The sequence below is a fragment of the Enterococcus rotai genome (assembly GCF_001465345.1).
Classification (GTDB): domain Bacteria; phylum Bacillota; class Bacilli; order Lactobacillales; family Enterococcaceae; genus Enterococcus_L; species Enterococcus_L rotai.
On sequence record NZ_CP013655.1, the window covers coordinates 3,287,091 to 3,301,843 of the forward strand.

Below are 14,753 nucleotides of genomic sequence, written 5' to 3' on the forward strand. Positions count from 1 at the left end.
AGCTTTTGAAGCTAGATATGGTAACAACATTCCGCTTTGCTTCACATTGTACTTTTCAACATAAAAACAACTAATGGAAGCAACGTTCCTTTCAGTCACCTTGTACCAATCAACATCAACTCATTTCTTCGTTGTGTTTCTTGGCATGTTTCAAAGCAAAAGCGTAATAAGCTCAATTAAATATCCGTCCGATCAAACGGCATACTCATACAACGAGGACCACCACGTCCACGAACCAGCTCACTGCCAGGAATATAATTTAGCTTAACTCCAGCTTCTTCTAATTTTTGATTGGTAATGGTATTACGGTCATATACGACTACTTCACCTGGTGCAATTGCGAGTGTATTAGACCCATCATTCCATTGTTCCCGTGCTGCAGCAGCAAGATTTCCTCCACCACAACGGATCAAAGTCACATGATCTAACTCTAAATATTTACATAGAATATGTTCTAATGTATCTGTTTCTTCAGAAATGACTAAACCATCTTTCCCTTGAGAAATTGAGTAAATCGTTAAGTTCCCTTCAATTTCAGGATGGATCGTAAACTTATCGTGGTCTACCATGGTAAATACGGTATCCAGATGCATGAACTTACGCTCTTCACCAATATCAAAGGCTAAAACTCGTTCAAAGCCCAACTCTTGCTCAAAAATATTTCTAGCTAGTTTTTCAATAGAAACTACATCTGTTCGTTGAGAAATGCCAACTGCAATCAGTTTTTTTGATAAAATTAGTTCATCACCGCCTTCAATACGAGTGTTTTCATCTCGAAGGTAGACCATCGGGACTTGAGCATCCTTAAACATTGGGTGATGACCAAAAATATATTTACCATATAAGGTTTCTCTACGCCGTGTAACCGAATACATTCGGTTTAAGGAAACACCATGCCCAATCGTCGCAAACGGATCTCGAGTAAAATACAGATTTGGCATTGGATCGATAATAAATGGATAATGGGTATCAGCAAGATCAGATAGACTATTCTGTTTCAAAGCCGTTAATTCCGATTTTTGAATACCAGCCATTGTCTTATCAATCAATTCTCGCCCATCCGTGATAGACGCTAAAAATTCCTGCAAATACTGTTTGGTTCGTTCTTCTTTAATATCTGCTTCGTTTAAGTACTCTGTAATAAAACGTTCTTTAACCTCTTTATCTGTTAAAGATTCAGCAGCCAAGTCCTCTAAGTAAAGCACCTCTACTTGGTTCATTCTTAATGTTTCCGCAAAAAAGTCATGTTCTTTTTGAGCTTGTTCTAAAAAGGGAATATCATCAAAAAGAAGTGATTCCAGATAGTCCGGCATTAGATTTTCTAATTCCTTTCCTGGTCTGTGGAGCATTACCGTGTTCAATTTCCCAATTTCAGAAAAAACATTAATTGGATTGTTCATCAAAATACCTCCTTCTTTTGGTTCGTCATTAGCGTAACAAAATGATAGCGTTCTCTTCTTGATATTTTTCGACTTTAAAAGGCAATGATCCTCACATTATGCAAAAATGATGCATATTTTTTCATACATTTAAATTGATAGTTCAACATGGACAAGGTGAATTTATACTTATCCTTTTTTTTCGAGAATATACATGGTTTTTATTTAAAAATATTTTCTACCTCTTCAATTTTGTTTGATTTCAGGTGTGATTTGTTATTTTTTTAATGTACTTATTTTCTCATCCTAGAGAAATTTGGTACACTAAAAAGCTGTTAATCTTTTTTAGCTTCCTAAAAAAGACCAACAACTTTATTCATCTATATAAAATTTTCTATGTTTTGCTTCTATTTATGTGAGTGATAATATTTACGGTCATTCCATAATTGTTCAATCGCGTCCTTTTCATTTTTAAATACGAACAAGTTAGACGAGGGTTAGTCGAAACGATATGCGTAAATTTAAAATCTGCCTGTTTTGCTTCATCATGGTTTAAACTGATTTCCGTCATGCTATTTCCAGTTGGATAATAAATAGAAAGTCATCCTGCTTGATTTTTGAAATTAGTTCTGCAACATCGCTTTTTCTTTCAATCAACGGTAAACATTCTTTAAGCTGTGATGGATCCATGGTCATTTCCCTTTTTTTTTTATAAACATTTGTAGCTTTGCGACTGTTATCAGGATAACCGAAAAATTACTATGATTTTTCTCTTTAAATAGGGAAAAAAAATTCTATTTTGATTACTACTCAGTCTTAAGCAAAATAAGCACTTTCAATTGATCCCCAAATTCCGCTCCACTTTTTATTTCTCACATGGAATGTTCCAGTGTGAAAAGGAATAGCCTATTGTACAATTCGGCGACATCAAGGCCGTCGCACTCACAACTCATGCAACAACATTATTATTTTCTCGCTTTTTCGCCCCAATGGTCCCTGCAACTCCACCGGCAGAAGCATTCAAGACATCCCAATAGGTAAACTACTAGCGAACAGCAGTGGTAAGGTTGTTTGTTTAGTGATTCCAGTAGTTTATTATCCTTCATTTTCATTACAGAAAGGGCTGATTGGCATGCTTGAGCTTTTTTGGGTCTATCTACCTAGTTTTTAATTCCTTAAATTCAAGTTATCTATAGGACTCAAGAACAGGCGTTACAATCTATTTTAGAAAAAAATCCCACGAGTTTATACGCTCGTGGGATACATGTGGGAAAATCCAATTTTTATTTTTAACTAAAGCTCTCAAACCCTTGCTACTTCTTCGGTTCGTCCTCGTCCATTTTCAGAACAGCCATGAAGGCTTCTTGCGGTACTTCAACAGAACCGACTTGTTTCATTCGTTTCTTACCATCTTTTTGTTTTTCCAACAACTTACGTTTACGTGAAATATCTCCACCATAACATTTAGCCAAAACATTTTTCCGCAACGCTTTGATTGTTGAGCGAGCAGTGATTTTTTGACCGATTGCAGCTTGAACTGGCACTTCAAATTGCTGGCGTGGAATTAATTTTTTCAACTTCTCAACGATTACTTTGCCACGTTCAAAAGCAAAATCTTTATGCACAATAAAACTCAATGCATCGACTTTCTCTGAATTCAACAGAATATCCATCTTAGACAGATTACTCTTGCGGTAACCAATCATCTCATAGTCTAATGAAGCATAGCCTTTTGTACCAGATTTCAAACGGTCAAAGAAATCATATACGATTTCTGATAAAGGCATATCGTAAATAACGTTCACTCGGTATTCATCTAAATAATCCATCGTCACAAATTCACCACGTTTGCGTTGTGAGATTTCCATTACAGCACCTACATATTCATTAGGCACCATGATCGTTGCTTTAACGTATGGTTCTTCTACAAAATCAACACTGCTTTGATCCGGAAATTCAGCTGGATTATCTACTACGATTTTCGTCCCGTCTGTTTTAGTCACATGATAAATTACGGACGGCGCTGTCGTAATCAAATCAAGATTAAATTCTCGTTCTAACCGTTCTTGAATCACGTCCATATGCAGTAAGCCTAAAAATCCGCAACGATAACCAAATCCTAAAGCTTGAGAAGATTCCGCTTCAAACTGCAAAGCCGCATCGTTTAATTGTAATTTTTCTAGGGCTTCACGTAATTCAACATAGCGAGAGTTATCGATTGGGTACAATCCGCAATAAACCATCGGATTCATTTTGCGATAGCCTGCTAATGCCTCTTTGGCAGGATTATTGGCTAATGTCACAGTATCCCCTACTTGGGTATCGCGAACCGTTTTGATTGCGGCTGTAATGTAACCTACGTCCCCAACCATTAAGAAATCACGGCTGATCGGTTTTGGTGAGAAAATACCGACATCGGTTACTTCAAAGGTTTTATTGTTGTTCATCATCATGATTTTATCGCCAGGTTTTACGACACCATCCATGATCCGGACATTTAAAATAACCCCACGATAACTGTCATAAACTGAATCGAAAATCAACGCCTTCAATGGTGCTTCAAGATCCCCAGTTGGGGCTGGCACTAGATCTACGATTTGTTCTAAGATCTCTTCGATCCCAATTCCAGCTTTAGCACTTGCTAGAACAGCCTCACTAGCATCGATCCCAATCACATCTTCGATTTCTGTACGAACTCGTTCTGGATCAGCTGCTGGTAAATCGATTTTATTGATGACTGGAATAATTTCTAAATCATTATCTAAGGCTAAATAAACGTTGGCTAACGTTTGTGCTTCGATCCCTTGTGCTGCATCAACGACTAAAATAGCTCCTTCGCAGGCCGCCAAACTTCTTGATACCTCATAGGTAAAATCCACGTGCCCTGGAGTGTCGATTAGATGGAAGATATAATCTTCCCCATCTTTCGCTGTATATGTCAATTCAACAGCATTCAATTTAATCGTAATGCCACGTTCACGTTCTAAATCCATCGCATCCAATAACTGATCTTGCATTTCACGATCAGAAACTGTTTCTGTTTTTTGTAAAATCCGGTCAGCTAGAGTGGATTTTCCATGGTCAATATGAGCAATAATGGAAAAGTTACGAATTTTCTCTTGTCTTTGCTTCATTTCATTTATATTCATTAATAGTCCTCATTTCTTTTATGAACAGCTGAATGAGCAGGTGATTTTTAATTTTGGCTCCGTCGCTCATCGCTCAGATCATTTTCAATCAGCACTTTTCATTATAACAAGATTTCGCCTAGAATTAAAGAACTTTCCTATGTTTACCAGAATCTAGTACTCTCCTTTGACTATTAAAGGTAAATTTCATCTTCCTTGATAGATTTCTTGCTAGTTATAGTTGATTTCACTGTGTCTTGATCAATAAATTTTCCGATTCATTTGCCACCTCTAACTAGAAGCTTCGCATACTCCATTAGGTCTAGAAACCCCTCTTTACTATTTCTTAGGAAGTAATACTCTATTTATTCCGTTTTTTTTGATATACTGAAGGTAGAAAAAATAATTGGAGATGGAAAAATGGACCAAAAAGAGTTCAGAGATAGTTTAGAATTAAAAGCCGTAGATGAAAAATATGTCGATCAATTTAATGAGTTATTGAGTTATGTCTTTCAATTTACAGAAGCTGATTTAGAAGAAAGCGGCTATGAAAGTAAAAAAGAATTGATCAAATCGAAACAACCGATTTTAGAGCAATCAAAAGTTTTTGGTTGGTTCCATGAAGATCAATTGATCTCTCAAATTGCCATTTATCCTTGTGAGGTCAATATTCACGGTACCCTTTTCAAAATGGGCGGGATCACGGGTGTGGGGACATATCCGGAATATGCCAACCATGGTTTGATGCAGGATTTGATTCATCTTGCCCTGAAAAATATGCGGGAAGATCAACAGTGGATTTCTTACCTTTATCCCTACAGTATTCCTTATTACCGTAGAAAAGGCTGGGAGATCATGTCCGATAAACTATCGTTCAAAATTCGTGATACCCAACTACCGAAACAAGTTGAAGTACCTGGAATGGTGGAACGTGTCAGTGTTGATCATGAAGATGTCTTTACTGTCTATGCCAAATTTGCCCGACAAAATCATGGTGCCTTGATCCGCAGTGAATTTAACTGGGAAGAATATTGGCGCTTTGAAAATGAAGATGAACGGACCGCAGCTGTCTATTATGGCGCGAATCAAGAGCCGTTAGGTGTACTCTTTTACTGGGTAGCGGAAGATGTCTTTCATATTAAAGAAATGTTTTATATCAATCAGGAAGCTCGTAATGGCTTATGGAATTTCATTTCAGCTCATTTCTCTATGATCGATTGGGCTGAAGGCGATATTTATAAAAATGAACCGTTAGCCTTTTTACTAGATGACAGTCAAATCAAGGAAACCATCGAACCTTATTACATGGCTAGAATCGTGGACGTAAAAGAAATGTTGCTAGCTTATCCCTATGCCAGTACCGCAAAACCGTTTCATTTTGTCGTAAGTGATCCTGTGGCGGAATGGAATAATGGTGTATTCAGTCTTTTATGGGATGAAGACGATCAGGTTTCTGTGACCGATGAACCGTTGGGACAACCTGTGCAGATCGATATTCAAACGTTGACTTGTCTACTGATGAACTATCGTCGCCCAACCTATCTACATCGGATCGAACGATTAGAGACAGATAAAGAAACCTTAAATTCATTAGAACGAATTTTCCCTGATCAAGAAGCTTATTTTAGCGATTATTTTTGATCATTATTAACACTTTAACATTACAACAGATAACGTTCACTGGAGGAAACAACACATGAAAATTTACTTTGCAGGACCAATGTTTGCGAAAGCTGACTTACTTTACAACGAATTTTTAGTCAAACAAATTCGTGCGCTGGATGATTCATTAGAGGTTTACTTACCGCAAGAAAACGGTGCAATCAATGATAAAACAGCCTATGCAGACAGCACGATGATCGCATTAGCTGATACTGAACGAGTACTTGAAAGTGATCTATTAGTCGCTGTTTTGGATGGTATTACGATCGATGCTGGTGTGGCTTCTGAAATTGGGGTCGCTTATGCAAAAAACATCCCGATGATTGGTTTGTATACTGATACACGCCAACAAGGAGCCGATAACCAAAAGAAATTAGCGGCTTTGAGTGAGACTGCTGAAAATCAATTCCATTATCTTAATTTGTATACAGTCGGCTTACTGAAGTTAAATGGAACTGTTGCTACGAATGAACAAGATTTCTTAGAATTGATCAAAGAACAATTCACTAAATAATTCAGTTGTACTTTATAAAATACGAAAATTGGAGGCTTTTATATGAAGTTAGAATTTGAAGATAAACAAGAAAAAAATGCCTTTTACTTTTTACTCGTATTTGGTTTTATTACATTACTCGTCAATATCGTTAAAACTTTTGTGGTTCAGCCAACTGAACAATATGTGCTGTTAACCTTTGAAATGATTGCTGGGATTGCAGTAATCTTTCTACCGTTCGTTTTTACAAAATTTACTGGATTAGTTTTTCCAAAAATGGTCCGCCTTTATTATTGGTTTTTCATTTGGATCGCAGTATTTCTTGGAACTGGGCTACGTTTGATTATTATCGTACCATTTTGGGATAAAATTTTACACGCAGTTAGCCCGATTTTATTGGTCGCAGTAGGTTATGCAATCATTGGCTATTGTTTACGTGACGCTGATTTTACCAAAGTTAGTCCTTGGTTGTTTATTATTATGGGCTTTGCTTTTGCTGGATTAGCTGGTGTCTTCTGGGAGTTTTGGGAGTTTCTCTGTGATTCGCTTGGTAACATGAATTTGCAGCGTTATATGACGGAAGCAGGTAAACCATACATTGGTCGGGCAGCATTGATGGATACGATGGGCGATCTATTTACAAATACGATCGGTGCCTTGATATTAACCGTTTATAGCTTTACTCAACGACATAAAGCTGATTATTTTAAAGCTTATGCATTTAGAAAAGTTAAAAAATAAAAAACGAGCACTTTAGAAAGCCTAAAGTGCTTGTTTTTTTGTGCTATTCTACTTCTAACTCTACTGAAATATTGCCTCTTGTCGCTTTTGAATACGGGCATACTTCATGAGCTGCTTTGACTAATTCTTCCGCAGTTTCACGATCAACATCATCGATTTTCACAGATAAGACAACCCCTACTTGGAAACCAGACTGTTCATCGCTAAATAGAGAAACAGTTGCTTTTACAGTACTTTTAGACGTAATCTTTTTTTGTGCCATAACAAGTTCCAACGCACTATTGAAACAAGAACTGTATGCTGCCGCAAATAATTGTTCTGGATTTGTTTTATTTTCTTGATGAGGTCCAGGAGAGGTTACTTGATAACTAAATGATTTATCAGGTGAAAATACTTCCCCTTCTCTTCCGCCTGTATTGATAATGGTTGTTGAATAGATTTTTTTCATGATTCATTCCTCCGCTTCTTTTTCATAGGACTATATCGTACAATTAAATTGTACACAACATTTATTCAAAAGTACATTAGTTTGCTTGAGCTTTTTATTCTTTCCAAAGAAAAAACGTCAAAAAGTAGGATCTAGTAACGAGCATCCTACTTTTTAACGTCGTGTTCTATTTTATTTTAACTGTGTAATATCATTTACCTGTTTACTTAAAGCATTGATTTGTTTGATTAAGGAAAAATAGTCTGTTTCACTAAAATCTAACTGAGTCAAACAGCCTTCCACTTGGTCATAAATCTCTGTTTCCAGCTGAATTGCCTTTTCTGTAAGGGAAATAATCACAATCCGTTCATCATCTGGCAATCTGTCACGATTGAGGTAACCATTTTTTTCCATTCTTTTCAGCATAGGTGTCAACGTCCCTGTATCTAATTCAAGTTTTTCGCCGATATCCGAGATCCGTTGATCTGAATATTCCCAAAGAACAAGCAATACTAAATATTGGGGATACGTTAAATTAAATGGTTTTAATGCTTTAGCATACATTCTATTAAATTGTTTGGAGACACTTTGTAAAGAAAAACATAGTTGTTCTTCTAGTCTTCTACTTTTTTTATCCACTAGATCCCTCTTTTGGCAATTGTTATAATAGTTAGATTCTACACAATATCGTTTTTAAAATCAATTTTTTTCACTTATAAAAAAAGTGTGAAGGGGATAACTCTACGAGTCATATCCCTTCACACGGAATCCGAATAGCTGCTTCTGTCTCAGCCTCAATTAGCTTTAACTTATTCTGCTATCGGTTCATTTTTAAATACTAATTGTCCATTTAATAACGTAATCGTTACTTTTGTTTTTGGTAATACACGTCCTGACACGATTTCTTTCGCTAAAGGCGTCTCTACTTCTTTAGTAATAAAACGTTTCAGTGGACGAGCACCATAAGCTGGATCATAGCCACTTTCCGCAATCCAAGTTTTTGCTTCATCAGAAACCACTAATTCGATTTCTTGCTGTTCTAAACGTCGCGCTAATTGAGCTGTCATTTTGCCAATGATCCCTTTGACATTATCCAAACTTAATGGTGTGAACAATATCGTATCATCAATTCTATTTAAGAATTCTGGTTTGAAATGACCGCGTAATATGGTCATTACTTGTTCCTCTACTGATTCTGGAATCGTACCTTCTGGTGTAACCCCTTCAAGCAACAATTGAGAACCAATATTACTCGTCATGATCAATACAGTATTTTTGAAATCAACCACACGCCCTTTAGAATCAGTCAAACGACCATCATCTAACACTTGGAGTAAAATGTTAAATACGTCAGGATGCGCTTTTTCAATTTCATCTAGCAACACGATGGTATAAGGATTACGACGAACGGCCTCTGTTAATTGCCCACCTTCTTCATAACCAATGTAGCCTGGAGGTGCACCGACTAAACGAGAGACACTATGTTTTTCCATATACTCACTCATATCGATCCGCACCATATGCTCTTCTGAATCAAACAAATCTTCTGCTAACGCTTTAGCAAGTTCTGTCTTACCAACACCAGTTGGTCCTAAGAATAGGAATGATCCCAAAGGACGATCTGGATCTTGTAACCCAGCACGAGAGCGAATCACGGCATCACTAACAGCATCGACCGCTTCATCTTGACCAATCACACGTTTGTGTAAAGTCTCGTTCAACTTCATTAGTTTTTCTCGTTCCCCTTCAACCAGTTTCGTTACAGGGATTCCGGTTAAGCGACCAACTACTTGAGCAATTTCATTTTCAGTCACGGCTTCTTGCACCATACGGACATTTTCTTCGTCATTTTTTGCTTCAAGTTGTTTTAATTCCTCTTCTAATTGAGGAATTGTGCCATGACGAAGGACAGCTGCTCGTTCTAAATCGTAATTGTTTTCAGCATCTTCTAACTCATGTTTTGCTTTATCGATTTCGCCTCGTTTATTGCTAACAGCATTGACTTCTTCTTTTTCAGTTTCCCATTGCATCTTCATGGCGTTCGCTTCTTCACGAAGATCAGCCAGTTCTTCTTGCAACGCGTTTAGACGTTTTTTACTAGCATCATCAGATTCTTTCTTCAAGGCAGCTTCTTCGATTTCTAATTGCATTAAACGACGAGTTACTTGATCAAGCTCTGTTGGCATTGAATTCATTTCCACACGAATCGTAGCACTTGCTTCATCAACTAAGTCAATGGCTTTATCTGGTAAAAAACGATCCGTGATATAACGGTCAGATAACGTTGCTGCAGCAACTAAAGCATTGTCATGGATGTTGACACTATGATGGATTTCAAAACGTTCCTTTAACCCACGCAAAATACTGATCGTATCTTCAACAGTCGGCTCTTTTACCAAAACTTTTTGGAAACGGCGTTCTAACGCTTTATCTTTTTCCATATATTGACGATATTCATCTAATGTTGTTGCACCGATCAAATGTAATTCACCACGAGCCAACATGGGTTTCAATAAGTTACCAGCATCCATACTACCTTCTGTTTTTCCTGCTCCAACGATATTATGGATTTCATCAATGAATAAAATGATGCGCCCCTCACTCTTTTTAACCTCTTTTAAAACAGCTTTTAAACGTTCTTCAAATTCGCCACGGAATTTGGCTCCAGCGATCAACGCTCCCATATCTAACGAAAAGATTGTCTTATCCTTTAAGTTTTCCGGTACATCTTTGCGCACGATTCGTTGGGCTAAGCCTTCGACGATAGCTGTTTTACCAACGCCTGGTTCGCCGATCAAAACAGGGTTATTTTTTGTTTTTCGTGAAAGAATTCGAACAACATCACGGATTTCTTCATCACGACCAATGATCGGATCTTGATTGCCGCTTTTAACCTGCTGTACTAAGTCAACACCATATTTTTCTAATGCTTTGTATTGTTCTTCTTGATTTTGAGAAGTCACATGATCTCCTCCTCTCATGTCTTCGATATTTTTACGTAGTTCTTTTTCTGTGATTCCTTGACTAGTCAAATACTTGGTCAAGCGATAATTTTTCAATTTCATCAACGCTAAAATCACGATTTCAGTTGCTAGAAATTCATCTTGAAATGATTCTCTCAACTTATCTGCTTCACCTAATAAGTTAAACAGATTTTGACTCATACTTTGCCCATATTGGATATTGCTTCCTTGAATACTAGGGTATTCATCGATTGCTTGGTCGATTTCCCGTTCAAAAGTCTCGACGTCAACGCCTGCATCTGTATAAAAATTACGACCAAAGTGATTCGGTTGTAAAAAAATCTTCCATAAATGAGCAATATCGATTTCCTGATGGTGGCGAGTTACTGCGACCTGTTGTGCCTCAGCAATGGCCTCTTGTAAAGTTGTTGTCATTTTTTCGATATTCATAACATTACCTCCTAAAATTAAAAGCGTAATAAGCCCGCTTAGTCTCGAATGAAAAATAGGAAAAATCGATTGAGACGCTTTTTGGCTCACTCTATTTTTATCTTTTTTCCGAGAGACTGGCTTATGGAGCTAGATAGATAGAAGCGTAATAAGCCTGTTTAGTCTTGACTGGAAAATAGGAAAAATCGATTGAGACGCTTTTTGGCTCACTCTATTTTTATTTTTTTCCGAAAGGCTAGCTCGTAAAGCTAGATAACACTAAAATTACCTTCTATATAAATAGTATCCTTTATTTCCTAAAAAAACATTACGTCTTTTGGACTATTTTTGATAAGGTCTAAAGTCTGATTAACTTTGACCTTATAAATCAATTATACTCAATTGGTCAGCAAAGGTCAAACGAAAACTTCTCTTTTTTGACCAATTCCCCCCCTACCTATTTTTATGATACTCCAACTAATTATTTTAGCAAAATAATATGAGTTTTAGTAACAAAAAAAGATGATCTAAACGTCCAATTGAACGTTTTAAATCATCTCTAGATCATTGAATTTTTTCAACTTTTATTACTGAATTTCCAGCAACTTGAGGCGGTATCGACATTGTCATAGCTGGTAACCCTACTAAGGTAAACTGAATTTTATCTCCCGCTCTTAAGTCCGCTTCTGTTAATCCAGCTGCTAATTGCTCGGTCGATACATTTAGGATCACACCATCATTTTTCATCATATTGAGGATTTCTTCAGGGTCTTTTACTGCTTCCACCTCATTTAAAACCAAGCGAATCGATTGGTCAACTGTCTCATTTTTCTTTCCATCTTCCACTAGGAGAGCAGTAAAAATGGATTGCTCTTGCGTCTTGTCTGAACTCTTAGAAGTTTGTTCAGTCGATTCCTCTTTCTTACTCATCATAGAAGTTTCAGTACTTCCTTTCGATTCATCTTTATTATTAGCTGTACAAGCGCCTAAAACGAACAATGCACAAATTATTCCTAAAGTAATACTCGTCGTTTTTTTCATTGAAGTTCCACCTTTCCCTTCAAGATACTCTTGAACCCTTTTCAGTTTGAATTCGAAACGGTATTAACCGCAATAATACTGACCTCCAATCATATGATTGGAGGTCAAACTATTTTTTGGGGTCAATACATAATCAGACAGCTTTTAGCCATTTCTTCGATCATTTCCTGACATCGTGATTTCTTGTGCTAAATAACGAATTCGCTCCATGATCCGACGGGCCTTCAAAGGTTCTTGTTCCCCACGTTGCGTGACAGACAAATGTTTTTCTAACTCTTTTAAATCAAGATTAGAGGAGAAAAATGTCACTAATTGTTCTTGCATGCGGTATTGTAAAATAACACTTAAAACATCGTCACGGATCCAAGAAGTCATTGATTCTGCACCCAAATCATCAATCATCAACACGGGTGATTTTTTAACAGCATCTAGCTTTGGTCCAACCATATCTTTACCGATTGCCTGTTTCATTTCAACTGTAAAGGTTGGGAAATGTACAATAGTCGTCACAAATCCTCGTTCCGCTAAACTATTTGCAATGGCACCTAATAGGAATGATTTTCCTACGCCGAATGTCCCTTGAAGATACAGTCCTTTGTGAAATTCTTTTGGTTCAGAAGTATATTCATTCAAAAACTTCATCGTTTCAGCCATCGCCTGTGCTCGACCCTGAGAGGCTGTATCAAATCGGCTTAAACTAGCTTCTCGTACATCTTTAGGCATATCCATCGCGCGAACTCTTTTACGAATCTCATCTTCTTTTTGCTTGGCAATCAACGCTTCAGTTGGTACATAAGTAACATCGATATAGTGAAAATTCAAGGTTAATTTCGGCTCATAGCCAGGAGCGATCATTGATGGATCATTCAATTGATATTTACGTTTTTCTTGTACAAATTCATACAGTTTTGAATAGCTTTTACGGATGTCATCATCCGTCAATCGCTCGCGATGTTCTTGAATAAATTCTTGGACATCCGTATCTTTTAATACAACATCGACCAGTTCATTATAGCGCTCGTTCATATCTCTGTTTTGAATGATTTTTGACATTTCTTTTCCTACGTCTTCCATTAGTTGCCGCCTCCTTTACTCAGAAAATCTTGAATTTCTTTATCTAATCGTGCTTGTTCTTCTTTCGATAGCTTTTGTTCTTCAACCGGATTTTCTACCCAATCTGGTAGTGTTTCCTGACGAATCGGACGGTTGTTTTGTCCATAACGCTGTCTCGTTTGTTTTTGTTCTTTGCCTTTTTTGGCTAACTCACGTACATGATCAATCGCCTTTTCAGGGGAAAAAATACCACTTTGTGCCCATTCATTCGCGATTCGATTAACATAGTCCGCTTTTAGTGTTGGTTGTTTTTGGATATTATAAACGTAATTGATCAAGACATTGATCACACTATTTGGCAGTCCGGATTTACTCACTAAGTATTTAACTAAAGAGCGCTCTTGCGGCGTAGTATAACCGCCTCGTTCATTTTTCAAGGCTTCCAAATAGTTCAATGGAAAATTCTTCTCACTATCCATGATCATTTGAATATCTTGTGTTGAAAAACCATTCATTTTTAATGAGTTGTAACGATATGTTTGCTGATCTGCAGCAGATAATTCCACTGATTCGTTAGTTTGGAATTGGCTTGCCTTTTGTTTTTTATCAGGATCATAAGTACGATACACCGCTCGTTCAAAGTCTTTGACGTCGATCTTACTCGTATAATAATCAAATGATTTAGAACAAAACTCGATCATATCTAATTCTGTGATCCCAAATAAATTGTGGAAGATAAAGACCTCTTCCTTAAAACCAGCACTATTATCAGGAAGTTTGATTCCTAAATTTTCAATTCCTTGAACAAAATAGGCCCAATCAAAGGTTTCACTGACTGCACTTGGTTTTTTCACAGGTCTTGGATCAGTGAATGCTTGCGCCAGCTGACCTAGCTGACCACTTTGTGCAATGATTTGCTCCTCTTTGAACAGATAGACATCTTTAAAACTAGCTGAAACTTCTTCAAAACCTGTCAAACTAATAAATTTGGGTTTGAATCGCTCAAATAATTTATCCAACTTTCTTTGTCCAACGCTGTTTAACAGAGTCAGTGACAACACTTCGTCTTTAAAGAAACGTTCGGCCGTTTCAGGATGATTTAAACGATACAAAAAGTAAATCCCTAGTTCACTATCTTCTTTGACAAAGGTACTTAGTAATCCAATACCTTCTAATTTTTTTCTAGCAGTTTGAATTTCTTTGATACTCATATCCAACATTGTAATCAGCTCTGCATGAAAAAGTGATTCACTAACACCTGTTTCTGTAACTTCTGATAACAGTGTCAAATATAAACTAAACGCTTTTGCGCCAATTATCGGTTGATATAAAAGCGTTAAAACAGTTTGTTCTTGGTCAGATAAAGTATAAGCAATGGTTGCTTGAAATATGCTTTTTGGCTGGACTTCTTTCCACTTGTCTTTCAAGGAAAGACCT

12 protein-coding genes are annotated in these 14,753 nt (G+C 37.0%); 3 read left to right on the top strand and 9 right to left on the bottom strand.

Annotated elements, in window-relative coordinates; all coding sequences use genetic code 11:
- Positions 1-176: 176 nt before the first annotated feature.
- The 3 genes from arcA to lepA all read right to left on the bottom strand — a co-directional run bounded on the left by arcA (position 177) and on the right by lepA (position 4,528).
- Positions 177-1,400 (bottom strand): arginine deiminase, encoded by a 1,224-nt coding sequence (gene arcA / locus ATZ35_RS14690; protein ID WP_208927889.1) that lies wholly within the window; start codon positions 1,398-1,400, stop codon positions 177-179.
- 546 nt (positions 1,401-1,946) lie between these two features.
- Positions 1,947-2,069 (bottom strand): hypothetical protein, encoded by a 123-nt coding sequence (locus tag ATZ35_RS16890; RefSeq protein WP_279614912.1) that lies wholly within the window; start codon positions 2,067-2,069, stop codon positions 1,947-1,949.
- Between the two features lie 623 nt (positions 2,070-2,692).
- Positions 2,693-4,528: a translation elongation factor 4 gene (lepA, locus tag ATZ35_RS14695; RefSeq protein WP_208927890.1), complete on the bottom strand. Its 1,836-nt coding sequence runs from the start codon at positions 4,526-4,528 to the stop codon at positions 2,693-2,695.
- A 399-nt stretch (positions 4,529-4,927) separates the two neighbouring features.
- Here lepA and ATZ35_RS14700 point away from each other — a divergent pair, with 399 nt between their 5' ends.
- The 3 genes from ATZ35_RS14700 to ATZ35_RS14710 are packed head-to-tail and all read left to right on the top strand — an operon-like array spanning position 4,928 to position 7,403.
- Positions 4,928-6,148 carry a GNAT family N-acetyltransferase gene (locus tag ATZ35_RS14700; protein ID WP_208927891.1) on the top strand — a complete coding sequence of 407 codons (1,221 nt, stop codon included), beginning with the start codon at positions 4,928-4,930 and terminating at the stop codon, positions 6,146-6,148.
- Positions 6,149-6,203: 55 nt separating this feature from the next.
- Positions 6,204-6,683, top strand: a complete 480-nt coding sequence (locus ATZ35_RS14705; protein ID WP_208927892.1) for a nucleoside 2-deoxyribosyltransferase — start codon at positions 6,204-6,206, stop codon at positions 6,681-6,683.
- A 42-nt stretch (positions 6,684-6,725) separates the two neighbouring features.
- Complete coding sequence (locus tag ATZ35_RS14710) at positions 6,726-7,403, top strand: DUF2238 domain-containing protein (RefSeq protein ID WP_208927893.1); 678 nt, start codon at positions 6,726-6,728, stop codon at positions 7,401-7,403.
- 43 nt (positions 7,404-7,446) lie between these two features.
- Here ATZ35_RS14710 and ATZ35_RS14715 read toward each other — a convergent pair whose 3' ends face one another.
- The 6 genes from ATZ35_RS14715 to ATZ35_RS14740 form a co-directional block, all read right to left on the bottom strand.
- The gene (locus ATZ35_RS14715) at positions 7,447-7,851 is read right to left on the bottom strand and encodes an organic hydroperoxide resistance protein (protein WP_086444292.1); all 405 of its coding nucleotides are present in this window, start codon (positions 7,849-7,851) and stop codon (positions 7,447-7,449) included.
- A gap of 171 nt (positions 7,852-8,022) precedes the next feature.
- Positions 8,023-8,469, bottom strand: a complete 447-nt coding sequence (locus ATZ35_RS14720; RefSeq protein ID WP_208927894.1) for a MarR family winged helix-turn-helix transcriptional regulator — start codon at positions 8,467-8,469, stop codon at positions 8,023-8,025.
- Positions 8,470-8,639: 170 nt separating this feature from the next.
- Complete coding sequence (gene clpB, locus ATZ35_RS14725; protein WP_208927895.1) at positions 8,640-11,243, bottom strand: ATP-dependent chaperone ClpB; 2,604 nt, start codon at positions 11,241-11,243, stop codon at positions 8,640-8,642.
- 543 nt (positions 11,244-11,786) lie between these two features.
- Positions 11,787-12,263 (bottom strand): hypothetical protein, encoded by a 477-nt coding sequence (locus ATZ35_RS14730; RefSeq protein WP_208927896.1) that lies wholly within the window; start codon positions 12,261-12,263, stop codon positions 11,787-11,789.
- A gap of 144 nt (positions 12,264-12,407) precedes the next feature.
- Entirely contained in the window at positions 12,408-13,337 is a 930-nt protein-coding gene (dnaI, locus tag ATZ35_RS14735) for a primosomal protein DnaI (RefSeq protein WP_086279185.1), read from the bottom strand.
- Positions 13,337-14,743: a replication initiation and membrane attachment family protein gene (locus tag ATZ35_RS14740; protein ID WP_208927897.1), complete on the bottom strand. Its 1,407-nt coding sequence runs from the start codon at positions 14,741-14,743 to the stop codon at positions 13,337-13,339. Before ATZ35_RS14740 ends, dnaI begins: the two co-directional genes overlap by 1 nt.
- Between the last annotated feature and the right edge of the window lie 10 nt (positions 14,744-14,753).